Genomic DNA, 22,292 nt, shown 5'->3' on the forward strand with positions numbered 1-22,292 from the left:
CCGATGAACAACGCGACCGAGACCGACAACGCCCCCGTGTTCCAACTCGCCCCGGAGCGGGTGGCCGAGATCCGCGACCTGCTCGCCGAGATCGTCGCCCCGCCGCTCCGCAAGGCGACCGCCGCCGACGCCGAGCACCGCGCCCAGCTCACCCGCTGCCGCGACGCACTCACCGACCTGCTCAACGAACGCGACGCCCTGGTCAAGGCCAACGCCCAGGCCGCCGAGGAACTGGCCTGCTGGACGGGGGCCCTGTGATGAACCAGCGCCGCCGCCACCCGCAGGAGGCCCAGATCCTGGCCCTGATCGACAAGGGCCTGAACAACGCCGCCATCGGCGAGCTGTTGTTCTGCGGTCCCCGCGCCGTGCGTCGGGTCCGCCTGGACAACGACCGGCCGTTGGCGCCGCGCGACTCCTGGCGGCACGCGCACCCCAAGGAGCGGGAGATCCGCCAGCTCCTGGCCGATGACCTCACGGACGCCGAGATCAGCCGACGCACCGGAGCCACCCCGGAGACGGTGGCCGAGCGGCGCCGCCTGATGGGCCTGGGCCCGGCCCCGGTGCCCAAGGCCAAGTCCCGCCCGCACCCGCGCGAGGCGGAGATCCTGGCCGCGCTCAAGGCTGGCGGCCCCACCGGCAGCAACAGCGCCATCGCGCGGGAGCTGGGCGTGGACAAGCAGGCGGTGAGCCGCATCCGCCGGACCCACGGCATGCCCAACACCTACGAGCGCCACCGCGCCGAGCGGCCTCCCGTCGAAGACGTGTGGCGCGAGCACGTCCGCGAGGTGGACGGCGACCACCTGGAGTGGACCGGCCCACGCGCCACCAACACCAGCGGCACCCCGATCCTTCGGTTGTTCGGCTCCTGGTACAGCGCCGCCGGCATCGCGTTCCGTATCCGCACCGGCCGGGACCCCCAGGGCCAGGTCCGCGCCGAGTGCGACGTCAAGCACTGTGTGGCCCCTGCCTGCGTCGAGGACGAGCCCGGCCGCCAAGGCCTGCGCCTGACCCTCCGCCGCATCCAAGGTCTGCCCGACCCGCCCACCGGCAACTGCCCCAACGGCCACGACCTCACCGTGGATGGCCGCCTGGACGCAGCCCTGCACCCGTACTGCGAGGGCTGCAAACGCGACACCCGCCCCGCCAAGAAGCAGGCCACCAACTCCACCTGACCCACCAGCAGCCCGGGTCGCCCCGCCCGATACGCGGACGGCCCGGGCCACCGAGAAAGGGCAACAGCCATGACCACCAACACCACCGCCACCGACGCCGCTGGTCGCCCCCTCCACCAGGGGGACCACGTCGGAGGCACCTACGGCCGCCACCAGACCACCATCACCGGCCCTGTCATCGGCATCACCGGCATGTGGGCCACGGTCCTCGTCGCGAACCGCCCCCTCTTCGGGGACGACCGGCCCGGCAACGGCGACGACGTGCGCGTCAGCACCCGCCGCCTGTTCCTCATCCACCCCGCCACCGAGCGCCGTTTCACCGGGTACCGGACCCCGGACGGCCGCACCTGGACCCAGGCTGCCCGCGTCACGGGCGTGCTCTGGGAGGTCCCGCTGGTGCCCCACCGGTTCGCGTCCCGCGACCTGCGCCGCATGTACGGCGCGGACCTCCAGCCGGTGTGGCAGGACGTAGCCGCGGCCCCGGCCAACACCGCGGTACGCACCCAGGCGTTCGCGGAGGCCGCCGCCCGCATCTGGGACCTGCCCCAGGACGACGAACTGGACCCCGGCCGCGGCGACGCCCGGGAGCTGCTGGAGCGCCTGGCCGCCGACACCGCCGCGTACCCGCTCGCCCTGCCCTGGGCGCTGCTCATGGATGACGACGACCTGATCGGGTTCCTCAACGAAGTCGCCGGCGTCATGCAGAGCGCCATCCACATGGCCACCGAGGCGGGCCACGTCCACGCCCGCCGCATCCTCGCCGGCCTGGAGCAGACCTGCGGCACCTGGCGCTTGATCGCCCAGACCCAGCACGCCCACAACACCGCGCCCGGCCAGCACGCCGAAACGACCGACTGACCGACCCCGCGACGGCCGCCCCGCCCGAACGGGGTGGCCCCCACCTGGAGGCACTGATGCCCAGCACCCTGACCGCCAGCGACCGCCCATGCCTCACGCCCACCGACGACCCTGCCCCCGTCGTCCGGGCCGTCCTCGACGGCATCACCGCCCAGCACGAGCCTGAGACGTTCCTGTGGATCGTCCTCCACCGCCCGGACGGAGGCGCAACCATCCGCTATGCCTGGACCACCGGCGGCCAGGCCCTCGGCGACCACGTCGACCGCCTCGCCCTCGCCGGCGGCCTAGACGCCGCCGACTGGCTCCACATCGGACACTGCCACTGCACGAGGTCCACCCGGGGCCGTATCGCGATTGAGGCGTACGCGCTGCGCCCGGTCCTCGCCGACGTCGAGAACGGCGAGCGATCCCCGGAGGACCGCCGAGCAGGCCTGCGACGCGTCATCGACAGCGCTGCGGCAGCGACCGGCCAAACTCCCCGCCCCGGCTGCCCCCGCTGGCTGGGCATGGGGCCTGCCCTGCTCAACCGCCGCCACTGACGCAAGACGGCGCCGATCGTCCCCACCCGATATGGGGGCCATCGGCGCCGGCACCCACCGTACGGAGGCACCCCGTGGCCGAGCAACCCACCCCGCATGAAACACCCGCCGAACGCGCGGCCGACGGCCCGCGTACCTGGTGACCGGACGGCCTGGGCAGCTTCCAGGCCCGGCCCCGGACGGCGTCCCCGCCGTCACTGACCGCCATAACCGGCTGTAGCCCAAGCGCACCACCCGCTGGACCAACAACGGTTCCCGGTGGCTCCGCTGGCGCAACCTGGTCGCCGACCACGGCCCGGTGACCGAAGCCAGACGAGGCACGCCATGACGTGGTCGAGACGGGCAGGCATCGTCCTGTACACCACGGCGTTCACCGCCCTGGGCTGGTACGGCGCCGCCGCCCTGGTCGCCAGCCACCGCGCTCTACGCCCTGGCGCTCACCCTCGCCAAGTACCGCATGAGGACGTCGTACCGCAACGATCAAGAACCGTCACGACCCACGGACTCCGCGAGTTAAACCGGAGTACCACCCGCCCCGGAAGGCGGAAAGGCCCGCCAACTTCGTCGACGGACCCTCACGCAAGATCGAGGAAAGTCCACTATGCCGGACATCACATATTTAAACGTTCGTTACGAGGAAGCGGCACTAATACCGAATGAGCGCGCAAACTTCACACGCCGATCGGCGGCACTTTTTAGCCAAGTGCTTAGATATCTCTTTGCCGGAAGGTGCGGGTTGGGGGAAGATCCATCCGAACCCCCGCGACGGGGGCATCATGGGAGGGGAATTACATGAAGGTTTCCGGCAGGTCCATAGCTTTCGCTGTTGCGGGTGGATTCCTGGCTGCAGGCATCCTTGCCGCCCCGGCCACTGCAGGCAGTGCCAATGTTTCGGCTGCTAGTTCGGTCACCGTCACGACTCACACCAGGGGTGATGGCACCCAGCCGCCTGCGGCGCTGGGAGACCCCAAGGAATGGGGCGTCGTGGAGTTCACGGCTGGCTCCGAGGGAGGCGTCACGCCGATGACCGTCCTCGACATTGGTGGCGGAACGTGGAGCTACGGAAAGAATCTCACCACCGATGGCCAGTACTGCTACTCGAACTACTACCATCCCACGGTGAAGCATGGGTCGACCGTGCAGGTGAGCAGCTACGAGGACAAGTCGGTGGTGGAAAAGGGCCTGTGGTCCTACGCCAACATCACTATTGGTGCGGCGTACACGTGTAAGACCTACTACTCTAAGTACTAGTTTTCCTCCGCCCTCGGCAGCCACTGCCGGGGGCGGATTTTCTCGCGAGGGATTGTCCAAAGAGTAGGGTCATGAAAATCCCACACTTTACGTGTTCTCGTATCGCTCCTATTGTGGCAGTTCACGGGGCAGGTGCACTGCTTGGTGCGGTAGGCCCATTGGCAGGCAAATTCGACAACCTGGTCTGCCAGGCCATAGGCGTCATATTTTCCGTGGGATGGTCGTGGGCCTGCTTCGCCTTCCTGGTCGGCTACTCGCGGCGGTCAAGAATTGAGGCATCGCTGCTGGCGTCTTCGGCGCTGGCAGTGGGTGTAGCCGTATATTACCTTTTCAAGTTTCTGAGCCCTAACGTTCCGCCCGGGGGACACGTCATCTCTGGTGCAGGCGATGGCCTCTTCTCCAGGGCACTGTTCTGGGGGGTGGCGGCTGTCGTCTTTGGTGCGCCCCTTGGGCTCCTGGGAAGCATGGCGAGAACGCCCGGCATCGGCGGTCTCGGGTGCCGCCTTCTTGTCCCGTTGATCGCCTTCACCGAGGCTTCCATGCGGCTAGCAGCGGAGGTGGACAACTCGCAGGACCGGGTCGTGGAAATGGTCTGGGCTTCGGTTCGCGCGCTCTCGGCGGTGGCCGTCGTATTTCTCGTAGGCCACACAGCGTGGAGGTGGTGGCACGGCCGGCCTGCGCGGCAGCCTGCCCCGGCAAAGCGCTTCTGATGCGTCATGAGCGAGCCCCGCGCATTTGCTCCGGTGAGTCGCCGGGCTCGCAAGCCGCTCCACTGCCTCGGCGAGCGCCCCAATCGAGGCCCGCCTAGAGCCTCGCTGCCCCACGCACTGCCTGGGGACGCGGCAGGGCCGGCCGCCACCAGGCGCCCGGCCCTCCCTGTCCTCGCCGCGAGGTCACTCAGGCTTCGTACGGTCCACCGTCCCGATCTCCGCGCCCGCGATGTCGCTCAGCTTCCCGTTCTCGATCTCCACGTCCAGGACGCCGATATCGCCGCTCTTGGACTTGCCCGGCCCCAGACGGTCCGCCGTCACCCCGGTCTGCCCCAGGTGGTCGCCGTCCTTGTCCACCAGCCGGACCTCAGCGAAGTAGTTCGCCTCGTCCGTACCGTTGTTCTTGATCGTGTAGTGAACGACGTACGCCCCGTCCCCCCACACCTGGTGGTTCTCCACCCCGGCCTTGGTGATCGTGACGTCCTTGGACGACGCCGACGCCTGCTCCGGCGCCGCCGGCACGCTCGCCGAGGTGTTGCCCTTGGCGTCCCCGCCGGCCGTGTCCGTCGTGTCGCCGCACGCCGCCAGCGACGCCGCCATGAGCACGGCCGCCGCCCCCAGTCCCAACCTGCGCATTTACTCCCCGCTCCTCCTCTTTCCGGTCTAAGCGGGCAGACCGTAGCGAGCGGCCGGGGGCCGCCGCCACGCGCTGTCACCCGCGAGGACGGCGCTCGACCACCAGACCGGATCCACGCCCCCGGGTTCCCCGCCACCCCGTGGCGGTCGTCACAACGGGAGCACTCGCGGCGAGCGGACCGCCCCGCGCGCTCCCGGCCGCCCCTCGCTCCCTGCATGTACGCCGTCACAGGCTGCTAATCTCGGAACTGCCCAACTGCTGACGCGCATTGCTCCGTGCGACAGCCCGCGCCTCGGCCTCCCACCACTCCCAAGCACGGTGGGGGGCCGAAGTGTTCACCCGGGCAGTTCCCACACTTCCGGGCCGCCGTCCCGCCACTCGATCAACTCCGACGTCTCGACGTCCACGTCGTCCAGGCCGGCCCGGCGCAGGAACTCCACAACGTCGCCCGGCCCGTACGCCAAACCCAAGATCTCCCCGTCCGCGCGCACCCGCCGACCACCGCTCGGCGACGGAGCGGACACCACCACGGGACGCTGTCCGGACATGGCCCCAGCGTCCGCCCGGACACCCGGACACGCATCCTGGGCGCACCCTCACCGCAGCCGGGTCACCGTCACCACGGCATGCCTGGTCGTGCCCGCCAGCACTTCGGCCACGACCCCGGTGTCCGCCCTGAGGTACGCCTCGCCCTTGCTGGTCCGCCCTCGTCCGGGCAGGTCCACACCCGTCAGGTGCTCGGCCACCTCCGCCGACAGCCGCGCCCCGAGCCGCTGGGACAGCGCCGTACGGCCATCCGGCAGCCGCACCACCAGCGCCCTGGGCCTGGCCGCCGGGCCGGTGAACCCGACCACCTGGACATCCACGGTCTCCGCGTGCCGGACCTTCTTCCACGATGACGACCGGCCCGCCCGATACGGCGCCGAACCGAACTTCGCCACCACGCCCTCCACACCGGCATCGGCCAGCGTGTCGTACCAGACCCGCGCCACCGACACGTCATCCGTCGCCGACACGGCCTGAATCGGCGACGGCAACAGCAGGCCCGCAAGCACGTCCAGCATCAGCGCCCGCCGCTCCTCGTACGGCCGAGCACGCACGTCCCCAAAAGGAAACGCCAGCACATCCCACACGACCAGCAGCGCCGGGGACCGCTCCGCGAGCACCCGCGCCCGAGCCGGACTCGAGGCCGCCCGGGACTGAGCGGCCTCGAACGACACCCGTCCGCCACTGACGGGCACAACCGCCTCGCCGTCCAGCACCACCCCCGGCGGCAACGCCATCCCCGCCAGCGCGACATCCATCCACCATGGCGTGACATCCCGACCGGACCGAGACTGAAGCCGCACGGTCTCCGCCAGCCGCCACAGCACTGTGCGATGGCCGTCCAGCTTCGGCTCATACCGCCACCGCGGCCCGACCGGCAGCGACGGCACCAGCTCCGCGAGCGCCACGTCGACAGGGAACCTCACCCCACCAGGCTGCTCCGGCCCCCGTCACTTCGCCCGCCGCGCCTACTCCAGCACCCCCAGCGCCGTATCCGGACGGCAATGCGTACACGCCGGCACCTGATGCCGCAGCGCCTCCATGGCCTGCTCCCGTGTCGCCGGCCGACACCGCCCACTCTTGGCCGCCGCCCAGCAGTCCCCGACGTGCACCGAGTCGATGTTCGTCCGGTCCAGTCCGCGCTGAAGCAACCAGTCCGGGGGCGGCGGCCGCATCTCCGGCGCCTCTCCTCCGCGATCCACCGATCCAGCTGCGCGAGGCTCGCCCGCGCCTGCTGCTCCACCAGGCGGCGCGCAAATTCCAGCACTTCAAGCCGCGACAAGCCATCGCTCATGTGTTCGATCGTACGGTCGATCAACGGCTTTTCGCCAACCTCCGGGCACCCCGTCCCACCAGGCAATTTGGCGGATCGCACCATTTCTATAACCTGGGCTATACATCCCTGACCTGGGCTTATGCCGCGGATGTCCCTCTGGCCTGACCGGCGGCGAAATCCGCCCCGAACAAACTTGGCTGGCGAGAATCCTCGGTCACGGCGTGACCGCTTAACGTCACCGGCGTCAGAGACGGATGAAGACCGCCCCGGTCGAGGGGGCGGTCTCCAGAGTCCGCGCCTCACAGGTGATAGCCGCAAGGAGTACGAACACGCCCATGGAAGCACAGAAGTGGAACAGCCTCGGCGCGCAGTGGCGCACGCCCAACTATTCCGAGGCAGCCCTCGCCGGCATTGTCTGGTACCTCCTGCACACTGACCCGCAGGTCCCGGAGGTGATCGCCGGACTCGCTCCCCTCCTGCTCCTGCGGTGCTTCCGCCGGGACCCGGCCGGAAAACGCTGCTAGTGCAGTAGCTGAGTGGCGACCCCCGCACTCCTGCCTGGCGCGGGGGCCGCCAGTCCTCGGGGATTCCTCCGAGGAGCGCGCCCGGTCGCGCGGACGTGCCTGCTGTCCGGTCAGTCGAAGTGCACGACACCGGTTCGGCTGCCGTACGACTTCACCTCGCCCCGCAGGATCGCGTCCACGATCGGGCGCGGGGCGCCATTCGCTGCGGCGACTCCTGCCATGATCCGGGCACGGTGCGCCGGGTTCTCCCGGGCGCGACGGCGGCACTCCTCTTGGTAGGCCGCCGAGCCCATGATGTTGTGGACCGGGTGCTCCTCCGCGATCGCTGCCATCTCCGCGTGATACGCCTGAGCGCGACTCGGTCGCCAGTCATCAGTGCGCCGGGCGACCAAGGTCCACCACGGCGCGGAGCGGTGCTTCTTGCAGCGCTCCTCCGGGTCGTACGCCGACCCGACATAGAGCAGCGCTCCGTCCGCCGCCCATAGTCGGTAGACCGCCGCTGGCCTACTCGTCGCTGCCTTCTCCGCCGTCGCCTCCACGCTTTCCCTTTCCGGTGGGGGGGCGGGTGCTGCCAGAGCCTGAATAGCCCTGCTCGATGTCCTGGACCGTGGAGGGCGACACGCCGATATCGGCTGCGATCTTTTTGCGCGTCACCTTTTGTCTGCGCTGCTCCAGCACGTAGTCCCGACGGAGCTCGCTCAGCTTGCGCAGTCGTGGCTGCTGCTCCCTGAGGAATGCGCTGATCGCACGGGCTCTGGCCGCCGGGTCCTCCATGGCCTCCAGGGCGTCGAGAGCGTCGAACACGCGCCGCACCTCCTCCTTGCCACCTGTCTGATCTTCGGCCATTCGGTTCCTTGTCTGCCGTGGCCGGTTGCTCAAATTACGGGAGTCCCGTAATTTGGGCAACCGGCGCGAGGTGCGCCTACACAACGGCCCCCCGCCAGGGCCTAGGAAACGCTGGCGGGGGGCCACGTCAGATGGAGCTGACGCATGGAGAACCTTACTGATCGACCCCTGGGCTTGGCCCGGGACGTCACCGGTGAACACGCGTCCAAGGCGGCACTGGTGCTCGCCGGTGTCGCGCGGACGCTGGCCGTCGAGGACCCCAAGAGTTCGGTGAACGCGATGGAGTTCACGGTCCTGGTGGGGGCACGGGCGTACGAGCGGGGCGGGCGGAGCTGCCACGGCGGAGGTGTGAGCGTCTCGCGTACGGCGCTGCGCGCCGTGGGGCAGGTCCCGGCCGACGTGGCCCGGGAGGTGTTCGCGGTCACGGTCGCGGAGGCCGCCAGGACGCTCGGCTATGACTGGTCCGGCGTCCAGGGGGAGTGGGACGACAACGAGCGCGCGATTCCCAAGCACCCGGTGCCGGGCCCGCGCCGCACCGATGAGTCCGGCCGAGTTCCGGCGCCTCGCCGCGCGCAGGCGGTGGCCCGGTGAGCCAGCAGAACGAGCAGCAGCGGGCCCGGCAGGCGTACGCCGAGGGCCGCGGCAGGCGTGACGGTGACGCCGTCCGCATGGGCCAGGACAACGCCCGCATCAACGGTGCCGCCACCGGCAGCCAGGGCGGGGGTGCTCGATGAAGCGACCCACGAACCGGATCGTGTCGGAACCCGCGACGGTCGAGGCCTGCCAGCAGGACCGCGGGACTCCCAAGGAGCGCGCTGCCCGTGCGGCGGACGCTGTCGCCCAGGCCGAGACGGCCAAGTGGAACGGCAAGTCCGCGTCCGAGACCCCGAGGGGGCGGCGCTGATGGGGAGGGCCAAGGACTTCGCGCGGTCGCTCCGCCCCGGTAACGACCACGAACTGGCCGCCCAGTTGCGCCGGGAGCAGGAAGCCCGGGAGAGGCGGAAGGCGGCCGAGCATGCCGCGGCGGTGAAAGCGATCGCCGAGGCCGAGGAGCGGCGTACCGCCGAGGACCGGCAGGCCAGCGCGGAGCGGGCCCGTCGAGGCAAGCAGGAGCTGGCCCGCAAGGGCCACAACTCCAGGCTCACCTGACCTCTGTTGACCGGCCCGGCCGCCCACTTCCCCCTCGGAGGCGGCCGGGCCTCCTGATGACCCACTAGCCCGGAGGGCACCACCATGACCGAGACACCCGAGACGCCGCAGGCCTGGCAGCCCGGCGCGCGCCGCAAAAGGGTCAAGGTCCAGCGGCCGGACACCACCGTCATCGACGGCCGTCCATCCACGCGCATGGTGACCACCGTGGAGTGGGTAGCCCTGCCACCGCGGGACTGGGACGAGATCATTCGACGCGGCGCCACCGCCGTGGCCGTCGTCGTGACGCTCCTCGCCGCAGCCGGGACCACCGCCAGCGTTGGCGGCCTGCTCGGCCGCATGCTGCACCCCGGCGTCGCCTACACCGTGGGCGCGGTCTTCACGTCCTCATGGCTCGTGTGCCTGGGCATCGAGCACATCGAGCGCGTGGACGCCGCCCGCGCCGCCCGAGCCCGCAACGCCGGGTGGATCATGCTCCTGATCGGCATGGGCGCCGTCATCACGTACGGCCACGAGATGGAGCAGCTGCCCGCCGGCGTCGTCGGCTCCTGCCTGGACCTGGCCGCCAAGGGCCTGTGGTGGCTGATCATGGGCCTGGACCGCGTGCAGCTCGATGCGGGCGTTGCCCACTGGGTCGCCGAGCAGGAGCAGCACATGGCCGGCCGGTTCCTCCTCGGGACCCGCCTGGCCCGCCTCAACCGGCGTGCCGTCCAGATGCGCGCCAGCGGCCCGGAGTTCCAGGCCGCGGAGGCCATCCTGGCCCAGGCCGCTGGACAGCCCCAGCAACTCCAGGCCGCGGACACGTCCGGACAGGTCGACCCTGCCCCCGCGCCCGGACAGGGACACGTGTCCGGTCCAGTCCCGGACCCGTCCGGGCCCGCGCCGAGCACTCCGCCCCCGCCGCCCGCCACTCCCGCGCCGCCCACGGCGCCTGTGCCGCCGCCTGCCGCTCCCGTGCCGCCCGCTCCGCCGGTTACCCCGGTGGGCGCTGGTGCGTCCGGCAGCAGCGAGCAGCAGGCCGAGCCCAAGCAGGACGAGAGCACCACCCCGGGCCTGCGCCCGGTGGGTCCGCTGTCCATCGCCGCGGCCGTCCGACAGGCGCGCACCGAGGACCCCAAGCAGAGCGACGCCGACATGGTCGCCCGCGTGCTGGAGCTGCGCGGCGGCGACGACGGCGGCGACCGCGTGAAGTTCACCGACACCGTCACCCGCACCCGCCGCCGGCAGGAGTCCAAGGAGCGGAAGGCCTCGTGAAGCACGCCGTCCTGCTCGTGGCAGTCGCGGGCGCCGCCTACCTGTGGCTGCGCTATCGCGGCCCGGGCCGCACCGGAAGCGCCCGCCGACCGGCGGACGCTCGCCCGGGCGGCCAACCGATCGTGGGCGCCGGCGCTTCCGCCGACGCCCACGCCCGGGAGCTGCGCACACCGCTTGTGCGGCTGGCCACCGCGGCCGGGATCCCCACCCGCGCGGAGGCCCGGGCGCAGCGCTTCACCCAGGGAGCCAAGGGGGAGCGGCAGGTGGCCGCGCTCCTGGAGCCGTTGACGGGGGAGGGGTGGGTGTTCCTTGCCGACTGCGCGCTGCCTCGCGGTGAGGCGAACGTCGACCTGCTGGCCATCGGGCCGCGCGGCCTGGTCGCCGTGGTCGACGCCAAGAAGTACCACCCGCGCTTCCGCCTGACCGTGTCTGGCAACCGCCTCCTCTACGGCAACCGGGACATCTCCAGTCGCATGCGGGGGCTGCTCTACGAGACACGCACGGTCTCCAACCTGCTGTCGGTGCCGGTGGTTCCCCTCGCCGCCGTGGTCGGCCCGATGCTCCGCGGCACGCAACTGCGCTTCCGCGGCATCCGGCTGGTCCCGGCGGAGGACGCCGTGGACATCCTGCGCGCCCTGGACCGCCAGCACCTGACCACCATCCCCGCCCGTCGCCTGGCGGACACCGCCAAGCGCCTGCTGCCTCCCAAGACCGGAAGGAAGACCTGATGACCGCCGGACCCGACGAACGCACGTTGCACGCCGTCCGGGGCGGAGAGCCCGAGACCGAGCAGGAGGCGGAGGACCGTATCCGGCAGGAACTGCATCGCCGCGTGGACGGCACCGGCCGCGAGCCCAGCATCCCAGCGCAGCCGGAGCCCGCCGACGCTGACCTGGAGACGGGAGAGCAGGAGCCCGAGCAGGCCGCACCCGCCCGTGCGCTCAACGACAGGTTGGTGGAGTGGTGGAGGAACGACAAGCCACGCGACCTGGACGACGACGAGCAGGACGACGTGGACGACGAGCCGGACAGCGAGGAGAAGTCGGCCACCCACGGCCCCCGTCCCTCCCGCCGCCGTGTGTCCAAAGGCCCCACGAAAGACGACGACGACGACGAGGACGACGACCAGGGCGACCAGGGCGACCAGGACGACGAGGACGACGAGGACGACGAGCCGGACAGCAAGGCCGGAGCGAGCCGTAAGTCCACCAAGGGCAAGGCGGAGGACAAACCTCGCTGGGCACGGCCCGCCCTCGGCCGGCCGCCCGGTCCCCCGCCCGAGAAGCACAACCTGTTCACCTGGTACCGAGGCATGGAGCCCCACACCCGGTGGCTCATCTACCACGGCACCGGCCTGGGCGCAGGCCTCTACTTCGGCGTACCGGCCTACGGCTACGAGGGCCACCGGTTCATCGCCGACCGCCCCGCCGACGACCTGGAGGCGGTGGCCACCTGGGGCCTGCTCGGGCTGTTGCTCATGGCCGACTACCGCGTCCGCAACCTGTTCCCCCTGCTCGCCTGGGCCGTCCGCGCCCTGTCGACGTCCGTCGTCGTCGGCGCCCTCTGGTACAGCGCCCCCCTCACCAACTGACCTGGAGACAGCACCTCATGGACATGCACCTCGGTATCGGCGGCGTGGCCCTGGCCCTCACCATCGCCCTGTGGTTCGGCACCACCAGCGGCGGTAAGCACACCCTGAGTTGGGGCTGGACGCTGTTCCTCGCCACGGTCGCTGGCTGCGCCTACAGAGCGGCCGGAGAGCCGTTCTCCTGGTTCTCCGACCTGATCATGGACGGCGCCGGCATGGCCGGGGGAGTCATCCCCAAGATGACCGCCGCCGGCCTCTGCATGGCGATCGTCGCCGTCGTCCTGTTCGCCAAGAACTCCCTGCGCAAGGTGGCGTTCCTGGGCATCGCCTTCACCACCGTCGGCGCCGGAGCGGAGGCGGGTCCCTTCCACTTCCTGGCGGAGCGGATCCAAATCATCGCCATGCACTGGGCGTGATGCAGATGCCCGCCGCCCTGTACCTGGTCCCCGACCCGGACGACGAGCAGCCCCCGGCGCCCGATACGGCGGGGGAGCAGCACCTGGTCCCGGAGCCCGCCACCGCCCCGGCCACCGAACTGGAGCCGGCGGAGGAGCAGCACGACACCCCCGACCCGGAAGTCGAGCAGCTCCCGGCGCCCGATGCGACGGGGGAGCAGCACCCGGTCCCCGAGCCCGCCCCCGCCCCGGCCGCTGAGCCCGAGACGGAGGAGAAGCCGGACACCGGCGACGAGCTGGTGGAGGACCTGCACGACGAGGAGGACGAAGAGGACGACGAGGGTGACACTCCCCGGCGGGCCCTCGCCATGCCCGACCTGCGTCCGTACTCCGACGTTGCCGCCCTCCCCCAGGTCATCACCGCTGGCGTAACGGCCACCCGTCGCGCCCGCGCCCAGCAGGTCCAGCGCCGTGAAGGCAGGCCGGGCCGACTTCTGGCGATCGCCGTGGACGTCGTTGCCGGGAGCGTCATGCTGCTGGGCCACGGCGCCGCGTGGCTCCGCGGCGAGTACGGCCCCGCCAGCGTCAAGGGCCCCGGCCGTCTCGGCCTGGCCTTCCTGAGCGGGTACTTCGCCTACCGCACCGTGGACACCTGGCCCCTGTACGGCACCGCCGGCATCGGCGTCGTCTGGCTCGGCGCTGCCCTGGGGGAGCGGCACCGCCAGCGCGCCCAGGCCGCCGAGAAGAAGACCAAGGGAAAGGGGCCCAACGCCGGGGCCAAGGGCAACCAGGACGGCGACGAGCAGGCAGCCGCGCGGCGCTCCTGGTGGTCCCGGATCACCTCCTCGGACCGGCCCCACGCCGAGCCGGCCGACACCCCCGACGAGGAGCCGGCCGAGGCCGCCGGCGACTGCCTCGACGAGCCCGAGGAAGAGGCCCCCGCCGAGGCCCCTGCAGAGCCCCCCGCAGAGCCCCCCGCGTCCCCCACACCGGAGGCCATCGCGGGGGCCCTCCACCACCTCTACCGAGGGGGTAGCGGGGTGCTCCTCACCACCCTCCGACAGCACCTCTCACAGCCCCACACCCGGGCCGTCCGGAAGGCGCTGAGTGGGGCCGGCATCCAGGTGCGGGCAGGGGTGCGTACGCCAGACGGGAATGGGCCCGGCGTCCACACCAACGACTTCCCGCCGCCGCCCCCCTCTCCTGACCCCGCCCCGGGGGACGCTGTTGTCGCAGGTCAGGAGCCAACAACAACAATGCCAACACCGGAAGAGGGGCCCCAGAAGGGGTTGGGTGTAGACGGCACCTACTGGCCCGCCGGGCGGCCGTATCACTTCGAGCCGCACCCGGATAACCCCGACCGCACCGTGATCGTCCACCACCACGACGAGGGGTGAAGCGGGACCCCGCCGCGGCTGGCACCGCCTCGAACTGTGAGCGAATCGCGCGCAACCTCACGGCCCGATCCACCCGAAACGGTTCCGCCCGCACCTCTCAATCGGTCACCATGGAGACACAGACTGTGAGGAGGAGGGCCACGGGCATGAAGAGGTACCGCTGCGACGACTGCGGGAGCACGTCACCGGTGTGCATGACAGACGGCCTGTACCAGGCCGAGGCGCGCCGACACCGCAACCTCGCCCACGCTGGCCTCATCCCGGACGGCGAGCGCGTCATCGACGTACCCGTTGCTGGCCTCATGGACATCCCCCGCGGCCAGGCCATTGCGTCCGCCGTCCTGCTCGTGGTCCTGGTCGCCGCCGTGTTCATGCGCTGACCCGGACCGCACCCCCGGTGCACCACGAAGGGCCGCCCACACTCTCAGGTGGGCGGCCTTTCGTTGTGCTGCTTCGGGACTGAGGCGCACACGCGGCAGCCAGGCAGGTGGCACGAGAACAGACGTGTCCGCCCCGCGTCCCTGGCCCCCAGGGCCCGTGGCGGCGGCGCTACTTGGTGGCGCGCTTCGTGGGCTTGATGGAGCGCACGGTGGGCTGCCGCTTGCGCGGGACGTCGAAGTCGCGGGCGACCTTCCGCACGTACTCCTCGGTGAACGGCAGCTTGTCCGCCACCACCTTGTTCGTCGCCTCGGGATTGGCCAGGAGGTCGGCAGCCACGGCCTCGCGCAGCTCCTGCCGGCGCTGTCTCAACGCCTCCTCCGCGTCCTCCACGGCCTTGATGCCGGCCACCACATCGTCGCTGGGGGTGTACTCACTCATGACGGAAGACTTACACAACTCGCGTTGGCCAAGCAAGTCCCCGAACGGCAAGTCGCACGTGAGGCGTAGCGACGCAATTTCAACAAGTCTTGTTGGCCAACTTGCTTTGCCCAACGCATGGTGGGTAACGTTTGTGGTGAAGGGCCGGGCAACGGCGCCGGCCACGGCACCAGGAGGCCCCCATGGCGAACACCACCCCCCGGGACGGCGAGCAGCACCGCCAGGACCTGCAAACCGAGATCGCCGCCCGAATCCTGATCCTTGGCTGCTACATCACCAGCCACGCATTCCAGCCTGTCGACCAGCCGGACGGCGAGCGCATCGCGTGGACGTTCCGCACCGCCCACGGCGCCCGTGCCCGCTACCACTGGGTGTCCACCCGCAACGTCGTCAGCGTCGGCGAGGGCGGCGAGTACCGCTGGCAGGCCGAGAAGGCCGCCCGCCTCGCCCGTCGCACGGGCCTGGACGACGCCCCCCGGCAGGAGCACATCGCCCAACTCCTCACGCAGCCCACGGACTCCCTGGAGCGGATCATCGCCTGCCTCGACCAGGACACCGTCTACGCCAAGGACGACGGCCCGGGCCGCTGGGTCGTCAAGCGCGGCGGCACCTTCCTGGGCACCGTCCACGACGAGGGCGCCCGCAAGAAGCGCCGGGGCCGGTACGCCGCATGGGCCCCCTACGCGCAGCGCCGCGACGGCATCGTGGGCCACTTCCACGACCTGGACGGCGCCCGGGACGCCGTGGCCAGGGAGTGGCCCACGGAGCTCGCCGACATCGCCGGCGAACTGGGCATCCCGGCCGCCCAGGTGCTCCAGGTCGCCGAGCAGGTCGACCAGGAATGGAAGTCCGAGGCCCGCCGCGCTGTCCTGCGTGACGAGGCGTACACCGGCACGGATGCCCGGGTGACCCAGGACGCCGCCGCCGAGATCCGCCAGCGCCTGGAGGAGCCGTTCCGTGGCGAGCGCCAGGCCCGGGACCGCGTGGTCGGCACCCATCCGCTCGCCGAGGCGTTCGAGGCCGAGCGCGCCGAGGATGGCCGGCTGATCGGCTACACGTTCCGGGTCGGCCGCCTCCACTCCGCCCGCTACGGCTGGATCACCTCGGCCGGGACCTACGCCCACGGTCTGGAGGCCTACCGGTCGCAGGCCTCCACCATGCTCGCCAATGCTCTGCGCGACGAGGCCGCCCGTCGCTGACTCCCTCGCCGGCCGCCGCCCCGCTCGCACCTCGGGCGGGGCGGCGGCGTGTCCGGACCTGCGGCGGACACTCCCGACCCCTTAGCCAACTTGACTTGCCCAACACATGTTGGGTAACTTACGTGGTGTCAGGACGGGCAAGGGGCCCGGCCCGAAGGAAGGGACACGCCATGAACGCCACCGCCACCGCCACCACCACCCCGGTTCAGGTCGGCTCCGGCCGCACCGTGCACCTGCTCGCCACCGGCGCCACCAAGACCCTGTGCGGCAGCACCCCGAGCAGCGTCCTGGTCACCCCGCGGAAGGACAAGGTGTGCGCGAAGTGCGCCAAGATCGCTGCCGCCCTGGTCGCCAAGGCCGCCGAGGTTCCGGCCGCCGAGGAGGTCCCCGCCGAGACCACCCCGGACGCCGAGGCCGCCCCCGAGTACCGCACCCTCAAGGGCGTAGGTGCCAACGGCGCGTTCCAGATCCACGGCGACCTGCACGAGGTGCGCGGAAAGCTGGTGCTCACCCCCTGGGGCACCGCCAAGCAGATCAAGGGCGAGCGCCACACCTTCACCCGCCAGTGGACCGAGCGCGGCGGCTACCGCTACCTGGAGGACACCCAGGGCCGCACCGTGGAGTTCTCGGGCGGCGTCGCCACCAAGGTCTGGGTGGTGGACGGCGCCCCCGCCCCCGCCGCTGACGTCACCGAGGACGCGCCCGCCGAGGAGCCGCAGGCCCCCGAGGCCCCGGCCGCCGACGTCGCCGGACAGGCGGCCCCTGAGGTGGACGACGCCCCGGCCGAGGTGACCGAGCCGGCCGAGGCCGAGCAGGCCCCCGAGGCGGACAGTGGGCCCGCCCCGGCCGAGCCCGTCCAGGTGACCGCCTACACCGCCGCCCTGGAGGCCCTGCACATCAACGGCTGCGACAGCGACGACCGCACCCTCACCCTGGACGCCTCCGCCGTCCAGGAGGCCGTGGCCGCCATGCGCCGCATGCCCCGCTGGAACGCCGCACAGCAGCGCTTCACCATCAACAAGGTGGCGCTGGTCGTCGCCCGCAGCGCCGAGGGTGAGCGCGTGTGGGTCCGGGGCGAGGCGGCCCCGATCCGCGTGGACTTCACCGGCAACCCCATCCCGGAGGACGCCCCCGCCGAGCCCGGCACCGTGGACATGGCCGCCGTCCTGGCCGCCACCCGCGTACTGCGCCGCCGCGCGGAGGTTCAGCGGGTCATCGACAACCGCAACGCCGCCTGACCGGCCGACCCTGCCACGGACGCCCCGCCCCCGCCGAGGGGGACGGGGCGCCGGCACGTCCAGGGCGACACGCGACACTCCAAAACACGTTGGCCAACTTGACTTGGGCAACGCGTGTTGGGTAACTTACGTGGTGTCAGGACGGGCGAGGGGCCCGGACGGAACGGAGGGACAGCGCCATGAGCATCATCGCCAAGACCGCGCAGCAGATGGCCCGCCTCGTTGAGGCGGAGGACGTTTTCACCGCCGCCCGCCGCGAGGAGGCCAAGACCGCCAAGGCCGCCCAGCGCGCCACCGCCCGCGCCCGGGCCGCCCGCGCCAACGTCGCCCCCGCCCGCACCGAGCTGCGCAAGGCCGAGCGCGCCCGTAAGGGCCTGGCCGCCGCCACCCGCCGCCTCCACGCCCGCCTGGACAAGGCCGTGACCCTGGAGCAGGCCGCCCGCGTCGCCCGCTACGAGGCCCGCCAGGCCGCCCGTACCGCCGCCACCGCCGCCCGCCGCCTGGACCGCCTGGCCCTGCGCGCCGCCGCCACCGCCACCCGCCTGGTGGGCGAGGTGGCCCAGCGCCTGGGCGAGCGCGCCGCCGCCCCCGCCCCCGAGCAGGACAAGACCCTGCCCGCTGGGGAGCTGCCCGCCGTCGCCGAGATTGAGGCGCACGCGGAGCGCTTCAAGGCGCTGGACGCCGAGGCCAAGGCCCAGGCCAAGCTGGCCGACGCTGAGGAGAGGTGGCTGCGCCGCCTGCCCGTGGGCGTGTACGGCCGGGTGACCGTGACCCGCACCAACGGCGGCACCGTCATCGACGCCGACCAGGTCGCCGTGGCCTACCTGGACGCCGGACTGGGCGTTCCCCCGCGCAAGAGCCGCAAGGACACCTTCAAGGTCGCCTTGGCCGAGGCCCCCGCCGTGGAGATCGCCGAGGACGTCGCCCTGGTCCTGACCGCCTGACCCGCAACCCCCAACCGCCGGGCACCGCACGGTGCCCGGCCCCACCGAAGGAACGGAGCACACCCCATGTCGATCGTGCCGCGCCACACCCCCGCCGAGCACCTGACCGCCCTCCAGGAGGAGTTGACCGCCGCCGGCATCACCCTGGGCCCCCTCAAGCCCGGAACCCGCGTGACCCGCGTCGTGGACCACGGCGGCATCCGCTGGGAGCTGACCTACATCGGCCGCGGCCACTGGTGCCTGCGCGGCCCGGGAGTTGAGTACGGCGTGGGCGGGGACGCCGCCGAGGTGGCCGAGCGCATCGCCGCCGCAGCCCTGGACGAGGCCGAACCCGGCATCCCCGCCCCGGCCACCTGGCGCGGCGTGCCCGTACCCGGCGACTACGCCACGAGCTGGGACGGCCCGGCAGCCACCGCCTGGCGCGAGGGGGCCGGGGCCGCGCTGGCCTACGCCGCCCTGGCCAAGACCGCCACCGACTGACCACCCCCAACCCCCGGGCCGGGCGCACCCGATAGGCGCCCGGCCCACCACCCCGGAGAGGAACCACCCGCCATGACCGCACCCGCCCTGTACAGAGTCGCCGCCCGCCGCACCGCAGACGGCGAGCTGCTCGCCTGCGAGTCCACCGCCGACCCCAAGGACTTCCCGGAGCTGATGAACCGCTACGTCCAGCGCTACGCGGACCGCCCGGACGTGCTGCTGGACCTGGACACCACCGCCCTCGCGCACTGACTCCACCCACACCCGCCGGCCCGGGCGCACCCGATATGCGCCCGGGCCTGCCCGTCTCCTGGGGAGGTGAGACGCAGGGGTCAAGATCACTCCCACCTGAACCAACACCCATTGCCCAACTAATTTTGGGCAACAGAGATTGACTAGCGTTCGAGGTTGGGAAGGGTGAGGGGCTCGACCCGCACACCGAAGGGGCGCGCCATGGTGACCAGAACCAGGCATCCCGTCGCTTGCCGGCGCACATGTATCCCAACCCATGCGCCCCGCGGTCTGGTTGTGGCATCCGTTCACCTGATTGGGTGAACTCGACTGCCCCGAATGGCGGTTGGGCCGCAGACGGTGACAAATTCCGTGCTGCACGTCGGTGGCTCATCACCGGCGTCCGCCTCATGCCGCCTCCGGCGGAGCAGGAGCAAGCTGCGAGCGGTCCAGGTGCCACCGAGGCGCTGTTGGGGCTGATCGTTCTTCGGACGCTGACCGGTGGACCGTACGGGGCGAGGACCGTCGCACACCTTCACGGGTGTCGGCCCGATTCCTCGCTGGCACGAGTCTTCTGCACTCGGGCGCGTGACTCGCTCCCGACGGTCGGGAGTTTCTGTGCTCGCCCGGGATGCCCCGGGTGGAAGGACGACATCATGGCCGAGAAACGGTCCGACGACATCTACCCGCAGATCGGCAACGCCCTCTGGGCCGGCCGTCTGGCGGACGCGATCGAGAACACCTGCGCGGACTACGAGGTCGTACCGCCTCCGCGGCAGGCGATCCTCGAGGGTCTGGCCGCCGCGCTCCCGGACACCGAGATTAAGGCCCTGATCGCCACTCAGCGCGGCAGGAAGGTCCTCAAGCCCAACGCCTACCGGATCGTGCAGGCCGGCGACGAACAGGTGCTCCTGCTGACTTGCGATGTCCACGGCGCCGCGGTGGTCCCTTGGGACCTCAACGACCGCACGGCCATCTGCTGGTCGTCGCCGGCACCGGAGGCGAGCCAGCGCGTCAAGGATCTCGTCGCCACCGAGATGGCGCTTCAGGACGCCACAAAGAGCGCGAAGTCCGCCGAGAAGGAGCGGGAGGCGCTGCGCCGGGCGCCGGGGGACGATGCGTACGCGTCGCAGGCGTTGGCGGCGGCGACGCAGAAGCACCAGGACGCCATCCGTCACCTGCACGAGCTTGAGGCCGAGAAGCACGCTCTACTTGCCGCGTTGGGCCACCGGCGGCCGCGGCCCGTGGTCCGCGCCGTCCAGGAGGACGGGCAGCCGAAGGCGGCGCTCACGCTCGCCGAGCAGCCGTACGCGGTGGCCGTGCACATGCAGCGGTACGCCGCCGACAACCTGAAGCGCGCCGGAACGAAGCGCGGATACGACTTGGCCGAGTCCCTCGCGGACGCCGGTCAGCTCTCCAAGGGCATGAACGTCCTGCAGCAGTGGCAGATCGCCCACGCGGACGGAACGGTGTCGAAGCCGTGGCGACTGGCTGCAGTGACGGGGAACAACCGGGCGCTGGCCCGGTTGGAGGTCTTCCGTGTGCGTCCGGAGCATCTGGTCATGGGTATGCCGCAGTCCCTCGTGCCCCTGCCGAAGGACAAGAAGGACGGCCCTGAGCCCCTGCTGCTGAGTCTGCGGGAGATCCTGAACCGGCTCTCCGCTCGTCTCAACCGGGATGGTGCGAAGCCGGAGACGGAGGCGACCGACCCGTCGCTCCGGGCCGCGAAGATCGCCACGGTGTCGGCGGAGATCGTGATCGGCTGCACGAAGCCCGAGGCCCTGGAACACGTCCTGCGGGCCCTGAACGTCAACGACCACCTGCGCGGCATTCAGCCCTACGACGAGGACGCGCGGCTGATCGCCCTGTTCGCGACGCTTGTCGACGCCTACGCCAGGGATTCCCTCCTCGCGGACGCGCTCGCCGAGGCGTTCCCCGATGCGCGCGGGGCCGACCTCCTCGATCTGACGGGGGTGCGCGACGCGCTGACGGTCAACGGGCCGCTCGATCCGCTGGAGCCGCTCGTTCCCGCAGGCGCAGACGTCTCCTCGGTCGTGCTGCGTGACATCGCGGTCCGGGCCATTACCGCGCTGGTGTTCCCCGGGATTCCGTCCGAGGAGCCGCAGCAGGCGAACGGGCGTACCGTCCGCGACACCGGGCGGTTCTGGCCGGTCGTCAGGGGGACGCTGCAGGAGCCGGCGTGGAGCCAGATCCGGGCGAAGGCAGCCGAGGGGCGCATGCGTCTGTGGTCCGCCGCCGTCGCGCAGCTGTTCGTGCACCGGGGCAACATCCTCTCCGCCCTCGGCCTCTTCGGCACCACGGAGACCAGGGAGGGCGCCGGACAGGATCCGAGGCCGCTTACGGAGCTGCTCCTCGGGGCGGAGGCCGGTGACGCGACCGCCTGGACCGCCCTGGTCCGGCGGATGACACCGGCGCTGATCCATGCTCCGCAGCCGTTCATCACCCCGGGGCAGGGCAGCGAGGCCAGCGATGGGCGCAAGGGGGTGCGCCGCACGCCCAAGAACGCCCTCGCCGCCTTGACACTTGCGTACACGGTGAGCGCGCCGGGTGTCAGCCAGGCCCTTCTCCTTGCGTTCGCGAAGGCCGTGCTGGAGCACCCGGACGCGCCGCGGCCGCCCGAGCCTGACGATGGCACGCCCTTGATCTGTTACGGCGAGCAGCACTGGGCCGAGGCGGACCGGACGGCGATCACCGCGGGGATGGTGATCGCCCCTGACACCGAGGGCCGGCCCACCCGCTACGTCGCCGACAAGGCGTGGTTCGACGAGCTGTTCCCCGTGAGCCTCGGTGCCCCGGCGCCGACTGCGTCAGGGAACTCCGCCGACGCGCCTGCAGGCGTTGGGAATACTGCGGACGCCGACGCCCCGCCCACCGTGCATGGCGAGGCCGCCGCCGACCCGCGCGACCAGCTCGTCAAGCTGCGCCGGGAGTTGCCGGCGCGGGTCGAACTGGCGGAGGGGAATTACCAGAAGGCGGTGGACGCCGCCCACGCCCTGATGACGGACTTCGAGGAGGCGCACCGCCTGCGTGTCCAGCTCGAGGAGGAGTCGCTCCCGGCCGAGCGGCGGATCGAGTGGATGGAGAAGCTGTCGAAGGCCCGGGCCGCGGCGCAAGCCAGCGTGACGACGCTCGAACAGGTGGAAGCGCTGATCCTCAAGGTCTGACCGGTCAGATCGGGGAGGGGCGGGCTCTCGGCACGGTCGAGGGCCCGCCTCCCT

At 71.5% G+C, this 22,292-nt stretch carries 28 protein-coding genes and 1 pseudogene; 22 read left to right on the forward strand and 7 right to left on the reverse strand.

Going from position 1 to position 22,292, the window contains the following annotated elements; translation table 11 throughout:
- Positions 1 to 3 precede the first annotated feature (3 nt).
- The 5 genes from ACIP2X_RS18750 to ACIP2X_RS18770 all read left to right on the forward strand — a co-directional run bounded on the left by ACIP2X_RS18750 (position 4) and on the right by ACIP2X_RS18770 (position 3,820).
- Positions 4 to 258: a hypothetical protein gene (locus tag ACIP2X_RS18750; protein ID WP_401674055.1), complete on the forward strand. Its 255-nt coding sequence runs from the start codon at positions 4 to 6 to the stop codon at positions 256 to 258.
- Positions 258 to 1,172, forward strand: a complete 915-nt coding sequence (locus tag ACIP2X_RS18755) for a hypothetical protein (RefSeq protein WP_401674057.1) — start codon at positions 258 to 260, stop codon at positions 1,170 to 1,172. Before ACIP2X_RS18750 ends, ACIP2X_RS18755 begins: the two co-directional genes overlap by 1 nt.
- 69 nt (positions 1,173 to 1,241) lie before the next feature.
- On the forward strand, positions 1,242 to 2,030 hold the full coding sequence (locus tag ACIP2X_RS18760) for a hypothetical protein (RefSeq protein ID WP_401674060.1): 789 nt from the start codon (positions 1,242 to 1,244) through the stop codon (positions 2,028 to 2,030).
- Positions 2,031 to 2,086: 56 nt separating this feature from the next.
- Positions 2,087 to 2,569, forward strand: coding sequence for a hypothetical protein (locus tag ACIP2X_RS18765; protein WP_401674062.1), 483 nt, complete (start codon positions 2,087 to 2,089; stop codon positions 2,567 to 2,569).
- A gap of 792 nt (positions 2,570 to 3,361) precedes the next feature.
- On the forward strand, positions 3,362 to 3,820 hold the full coding sequence (locus ACIP2X_RS18770; protein WP_401674064.1) for a lactococcin 972 family bacteriocin: 459 nt from the start codon (positions 3,362 to 3,364) through the stop codon (positions 3,818 to 3,820).
- An 893-nt stretch (positions 3,821 to 4,713) separates the two neighbouring features.
- Here ACIP2X_RS18770 and ACIP2X_RS18775 read toward each other — a convergent pair.
- From ACIP2X_RS18775 to ACIP2X_RS18790, 4 genes and pseudogenes are all read right to left on the reverse strand, one after another.
- Positions 4,714 to 5,166, reverse strand: coding sequence for a hypothetical protein (locus tag ACIP2X_RS18775; protein ID WP_401674067.1), 453 nt, complete (start codon positions 5,164 to 5,166; stop codon positions 4,714 to 4,716).
- Positions 5,167 to 5,502: 336 nt separating this feature from the next.
- Complete coding sequence (locus tag ACIP2X_RS18780; protein WP_401674070.1) at positions 5,503 to 5,715, reverse strand: hypothetical protein; 213 nt, start codon at positions 5,713 to 5,715, stop codon at positions 5,503 to 5,505.
- Positions 5,716 to 5,763: 48 nt separating this feature from the next.
- Positions 5,764 to 6,621 (reverse strand): DNA ligase, encoded by an 858-nt coding sequence (locus tag ACIP2X_RS18785; RefSeq protein ID WP_401674073.1) that lies wholly within the window; start codon positions 6,619 to 6,621, stop codon positions 5,764 to 5,766.
- Positions 6,622 to 6,681: 60 nt separating this feature from the next.
- Positions 6,682 to 7,007, reverse strand: a pseudogene (locus ACIP2X_RS18790) (DUF6233 domain-containing protein).
- Between the two features lie 317 nt (positions 7,008 to 7,324).
- Between ACIP2X_RS18790 and ACIP2X_RS18795 the strand changes: the two are divergent.
- Entirely contained in the window at positions 7,325 to 7,513 is a 189-nt protein-coding gene (locus ACIP2X_RS18795) for a hypothetical protein (protein ID WP_401674076.1), read from the forward strand.
- Between the two features lie 110 nt (positions 7,514 to 7,623).
- Here ACIP2X_RS18795 and ACIP2X_RS18800 read toward each other — a convergent pair whose 3' ends face one another.
- Positions 7,624 to 7,845: a hypothetical protein gene (locus ACIP2X_RS18800; RefSeq protein WP_401674079.1), complete on the reverse strand. Its 222-nt coding sequence runs from the start codon at positions 7,843 to 7,845 to the stop codon at positions 7,624 to 7,626.
- A gap of 172 nt (positions 7,846 to 8,017) precedes the next feature.
- Positions 8,018 to 8,359 carry a helix-turn-helix domain-containing protein gene (locus ACIP2X_RS18805; RefSeq protein WP_401674081.1) on the reverse strand — a complete coding sequence of 114 codons (342 nt, stop codon included), beginning with the start codon at positions 8,357 to 8,359 and terminating at the stop codon, positions 8,018 to 8,020.
- Between the two features lie 144 nt (positions 8,360 to 8,503).
- Between ACIP2X_RS18805 and ACIP2X_RS18810 the strand changes: the two genes are divergently transcribed.
- The 10 genes from ACIP2X_RS18810 (at position 8,504) to ACIP2X_RS18855 (ending at position 14,522) form a co-directional block, all read left to right on the forward strand.
- The gene (locus ACIP2X_RS18810) at positions 8,504 to 8,950 is read left to right on the forward strand and encodes a hypothetical protein (protein ID WP_401674084.1); all 447 of its coding nucleotides are present in this window, start codon (positions 8,504 to 8,506) and stop codon (positions 8,948 to 8,950) included.
- Positions 8,947 to 9,093 (forward strand): hypothetical protein, encoded by a 147-nt coding sequence (locus ACIP2X_RS18815; RefSeq protein WP_401674087.1) that lies wholly within the window; start codon positions 8,947 to 8,949, stop codon positions 9,091 to 9,093. Before ACIP2X_RS18810 ends, ACIP2X_RS18815 begins: the two co-directional genes overlap by 4 nt.
- Complete coding sequence (locus tag ACIP2X_RS18820) at positions 9,090 to 9,263, forward strand: hypothetical protein (protein WP_401674090.1); 174 nt, start codon at positions 9,090 to 9,092, stop codon at positions 9,261 to 9,263. Before ACIP2X_RS18815 ends, ACIP2X_RS18820 begins: the two co-directional genes overlap by 4 nt.
- The gene (locus ACIP2X_RS18825) at positions 9,263 to 9,508 is read left to right on the forward strand and encodes a hypothetical protein (RefSeq protein WP_401674092.1); all 246 of its coding nucleotides are present in this window, start codon (positions 9,263 to 9,265) and stop codon (positions 9,506 to 9,508) included. The genes ACIP2X_RS18820 and ACIP2X_RS18825 overlap by 1 nt, the downstream gene beginning before the upstream one ends.
- An 84-nt stretch (positions 9,509 to 9,592) precedes the next feature.
- Positions 9,593 to 10,762: a hypothetical protein gene (locus tag ACIP2X_RS18830; protein WP_401674095.1), complete on the forward strand. Its 1,170-nt coding sequence runs from the start codon at positions 9,593 to 9,595 to the stop codon at positions 10,760 to 10,762.
- The gene (locus ACIP2X_RS18835; protein ID WP_401674098.1) at positions 10,759 to 11,490 is read left to right on the forward strand and encodes a nuclease-related domain-containing protein; all 732 of its coding nucleotides are present in this window, start codon (positions 10,759 to 10,761) and stop codon (positions 11,488 to 11,490) included. The genes ACIP2X_RS18830 and ACIP2X_RS18835 overlap by 4 nt, the downstream gene beginning before the upstream one ends.
- The gene (locus tag ACIP2X_RS18840; protein WP_401674100.1) at positions 11,490 to 12,353 is read left to right on the forward strand and encodes a hypothetical protein; all 864 of its coding nucleotides are present in this window, start codon (positions 11,490 to 11,492) and stop codon (positions 12,351 to 12,353) included. The genes ACIP2X_RS18835 and ACIP2X_RS18840 overlap by 1 nt, the downstream gene beginning before the upstream one ends.
- A 17-nt stretch (positions 12,354 to 12,370) precedes the next feature.
- Positions 12,371 to 12,766 carry a hypothetical protein gene (locus tag ACIP2X_RS18845; RefSeq protein ID WP_401674103.1) on the forward strand — a complete coding sequence of 132 codons (396 nt, stop codon included), beginning with the start codon at positions 12,371 to 12,373 and terminating at the stop codon, positions 12,764 to 12,766.
- The gene (locus ACIP2X_RS18850) at positions 12,766 to 14,142 is read left to right on the forward strand and encodes a hypothetical protein (RefSeq protein WP_401674105.1); all 1,377 of its coding nucleotides are present in this window, start codon (positions 12,766 to 12,768) and stop codon (positions 14,140 to 14,142) included. Before ACIP2X_RS18845 ends, ACIP2X_RS18850 begins: the two co-directional genes overlap by 1 nt.
- Positions 14,143 to 14,288: 146 nt before the next feature.
- A complete protein-coding gene (locus ACIP2X_RS18855) occupies positions 14,289 to 14,522 on the forward strand; it encodes a hypothetical protein (protein WP_401674107.1) in 234 nt (77 codons plus the stop codon).
- 169 nt (positions 14,523 to 14,691) lie between these two features.
- Here the strand turns inward: ACIP2X_RS18855 and ACIP2X_RS18860 are convergent, their stop codons facing one another.
- On the reverse strand, positions 14,692 to 14,961 hold the full coding sequence (locus tag ACIP2X_RS18860; protein WP_401674110.1) for a hypothetical protein: 270 nt from the start codon (positions 14,959 to 14,961) through the stop codon (positions 14,692 to 14,694).
- Between the two features lie 182 nt (positions 14,962 to 15,143).
- Between ACIP2X_RS18860 and ACIP2X_RS18865 the strand changes: the two genes are divergently transcribed.
- The 6 genes from ACIP2X_RS18865 to ACIP2X_RS18890 all read left to right on the forward strand — a co-directional run bounded on the left by ACIP2X_RS18865 (position 15,144) and on the right by ACIP2X_RS18890 (position 22,238).
- On the forward strand, positions 15,144 to 16,160 hold the full coding sequence (locus ACIP2X_RS18865) for a hypothetical protein (RefSeq protein ID WP_401674112.1): 1,017 nt from the start codon (positions 15,144 to 15,146) through the stop codon (positions 16,158 to 16,160).
- A gap of 170 nt (positions 16,161 to 16,330) precedes the next feature.
- Positions 16,331 to 17,398: a hypothetical protein gene (locus ACIP2X_RS18870; protein ID WP_401674114.1), complete on the forward strand. Its 1,068-nt coding sequence runs from the start codon at positions 16,331 to 16,333 to the stop codon at positions 17,396 to 17,398.
- 179 nt (positions 17,399 to 17,577) lie between these two features.
- Positions 17,578 to 18,342 (forward strand): hypothetical protein, encoded by a 765-nt coding sequence (locus ACIP2X_RS18875; RefSeq protein ID WP_401674116.1) that lies wholly within the window; start codon positions 17,578 to 17,580, stop codon positions 18,340 to 18,342.
- Between the two features lie 66 nt (positions 18,343 to 18,408).
- Positions 18,409 to 18,822, forward strand: a complete 414-nt coding sequence (locus ACIP2X_RS18880; RefSeq protein WP_401674118.1) for a hypothetical protein — start codon at positions 18,409 to 18,411, stop codon at positions 18,820 to 18,822.
- Positions 18,823 to 18,894: 72 nt separating this feature from the next.
- Positions 18,895 to 19,074: a hypothetical protein gene (locus ACIP2X_RS18885; RefSeq protein ID WP_401674121.1), complete on the forward strand. Its 180-nt coding sequence runs from the start codon at positions 18,895 to 18,897 to the stop codon at positions 19,072 to 19,074.
- Between the two features lie 635 nt (positions 19,075 to 19,709).
- Positions 19,710 to 22,238, forward strand: coding sequence for a hypothetical protein (locus tag ACIP2X_RS18890; protein WP_401674123.1), 2,529 nt, complete (start codon positions 19,710 to 19,712; stop codon positions 22,236 to 22,238).
- Positions 22,239 to 22,292 lie beyond the last annotated feature (54 nt).

The sequence above is a fragment of the Streptomyces sp. NPDC089424 genome, assembly GCF_044749345.1.
In the GTDB taxonomy this organism is placed as follows: domain Bacteria; phylum Actinomycetota; class Actinomycetes; order Streptomycetales; family Streptomycetaceae; genus Streptomyces.

What these genes read in the sequence shown, in the direction of transcription:
- ACIP2X_RS18750 (WP_401674055.1), top strand. Translation starts at nt 4, where the DNA reads ATGAACAACGCGACCGAGACCGACAACGCCCCCGTGTTCCAACTCGCC.
- ACIP2X_RS18755 (WP_401674057.1), top strand. Translation starts at nt 258, where the DNA reads ATGAACCAGCGCCGCCGCCACCCGCAGGAGGCCCAGATCCTGGCCCTG.
- ACIP2X_RS18760 (WP_401674060.1), top strand. Translation starts at nt 1,242, where the DNA reads ATGACCACCAACACCACCGCCACCGACGCCGCTGGTCGCCCCCTCCAC.
- ACIP2X_RS18765 (WP_401674062.1), top strand. Translation starts at nt 2,087, where the DNA reads ATGCCCAGCACCCTGACCGCCAGCGACCGCCCATGCCTCACGCCCACC.
- ACIP2X_RS18770 (WP_401674064.1), top strand. Translation starts at nt 3,362, where the DNA reads ATGAAGGTTTCCGGCAGGTCCATAGCTTTCGCTGTTGCGGGTGGATTC.
- ACIP2X_RS18775 (WP_401674067.1), bottom strand. Translation starts at nt 5,166, where the DNA reads ATGCGCAGGTTGGGACTGGGGGCGGCGGCCGTGCTCATGGCGGCGTCG.
- ACIP2X_RS18780 (WP_401674070.1), bottom strand. Translation starts at nt 5,715, where the DNA reads ATGTCCGGACAGCGTCCCGTGGTGGTGTCCGCTCCGTCGCCGAGCGGT.
- ACIP2X_RS18795 (WP_401674076.1), top strand. Translation starts at nt 7,325, where the DNA reads ATGGAAGCACAGAAGTGGAACAGCCTCGGCGCGCAGTGGCGCACGCCC.
- ACIP2X_RS18800 (WP_401674079.1), bottom strand. Translation starts at nt 7,845, where the DNA reads ATGGCAGCGATCGCGGAGGAGCACCCGGTCCACAACATCATGGGCTCG.
- ACIP2X_RS18805 (WP_401674081.1), bottom strand. Translation starts at nt 8,359, where the DNA reads ATGGCCGAAGATCAGACAGGTGGCAAGGAGGAGGTGCGGCGCGTGTTC.
- ACIP2X_RS18810 (WP_401674084.1), top strand. Translation starts at nt 8,504, where the DNA reads ATGGAGAACCTTACTGATCGACCCCTGGGCTTGGCCCGGGACGTCACC.
- ACIP2X_RS18820 (WP_401674090.1), top strand. Translation starts at nt 9,090, where the DNA reads ATGAAGCGACCCACGAACCGGATCGTGTCGGAACCCGCGACGGTCGAG.
- ACIP2X_RS18825 (WP_401674092.1), top strand. Translation starts at nt 9,263, where the DNA reads ATGGGGAGGGCCAAGGACTTCGCGCGGTCGCTCCGCCCCGGTAACGAC.
- ACIP2X_RS18830 (WP_401674095.1), top strand. Translation starts at nt 9,593, where the DNA reads ATGACCGAGACACCCGAGACGCCGCAGGCCTGGCAGCCCGGCGCGCGC.
- ACIP2X_RS18840 (WP_401674100.1), top strand. Translation starts at nt 11,490, where the DNA reads ATGACCGCCGGACCCGACGAACGCACGTTGCACGCCGTCCGGGGCGGA.
- ACIP2X_RS18845 (WP_401674103.1), top strand. Translation starts at nt 12,371, where the DNA reads ATGGACATGCACCTCGGTATCGGCGGCGTGGCCCTGGCCCTCACCATC.
- ACIP2X_RS18850 (WP_401674105.1), top strand. Translation starts at nt 12,766, where the DNA reads ATGCAGATGCCCGCCGCCCTGTACCTGGTCCCCGACCCGGACGACGAG.
- ACIP2X_RS18855 (WP_401674107.1), top strand. Translation starts at nt 14,289, where the DNA reads ATGAAGAGGTACCGCTGCGACGACTGCGGGAGCACGTCACCGGTGTGC.
- ACIP2X_RS18860 (WP_401674110.1), bottom strand. Translation starts at nt 14,961, where the DNA reads ATGAGTGAGTACACCCCCAGCGACGATGTGGTGGCCGGCATCAAGGCC.
- ACIP2X_RS18865 (WP_401674112.1), top strand. Translation starts at nt 15,144, where the DNA reads ATGGCGAACACCACCCCCCGGGACGGCGAGCAGCACCGCCAGGACCTG.
- ACIP2X_RS18870 (WP_401674114.1), top strand. Translation starts at nt 16,331, where the DNA reads ATGAACGCCACCGCCACCGCCACCACCACCCCGGTTCAGGTCGGCTCC.
- ACIP2X_RS18875 (WP_401674116.1), top strand. Translation starts at nt 17,578, where the DNA reads ATGAGCATCATCGCCAAGACCGCGCAGCAGATGGCCCGCCTCGTTGAG.
- ACIP2X_RS18880 (WP_401674118.1), top strand. Translation starts at nt 18,409, where the DNA reads ATGTCGATCGTGCCGCGCCACACCCCCGCCGAGCACCTGACCGCCCTC.
- ACIP2X_RS18885 (WP_401674121.1), top strand. Translation starts at nt 18,895, where the DNA reads ATGACCGCACCCGCCCTGTACAGAGTCGCCGCCCGCCGCACCGCAGAC.
- ACIP2X_RS18890 (WP_401674123.1), top strand. Translation starts at nt 19,710, where the DNA reads ATGGCCGAGAAACGGTCCGACGACATCTACCCGCAGATCGGCAACGCC.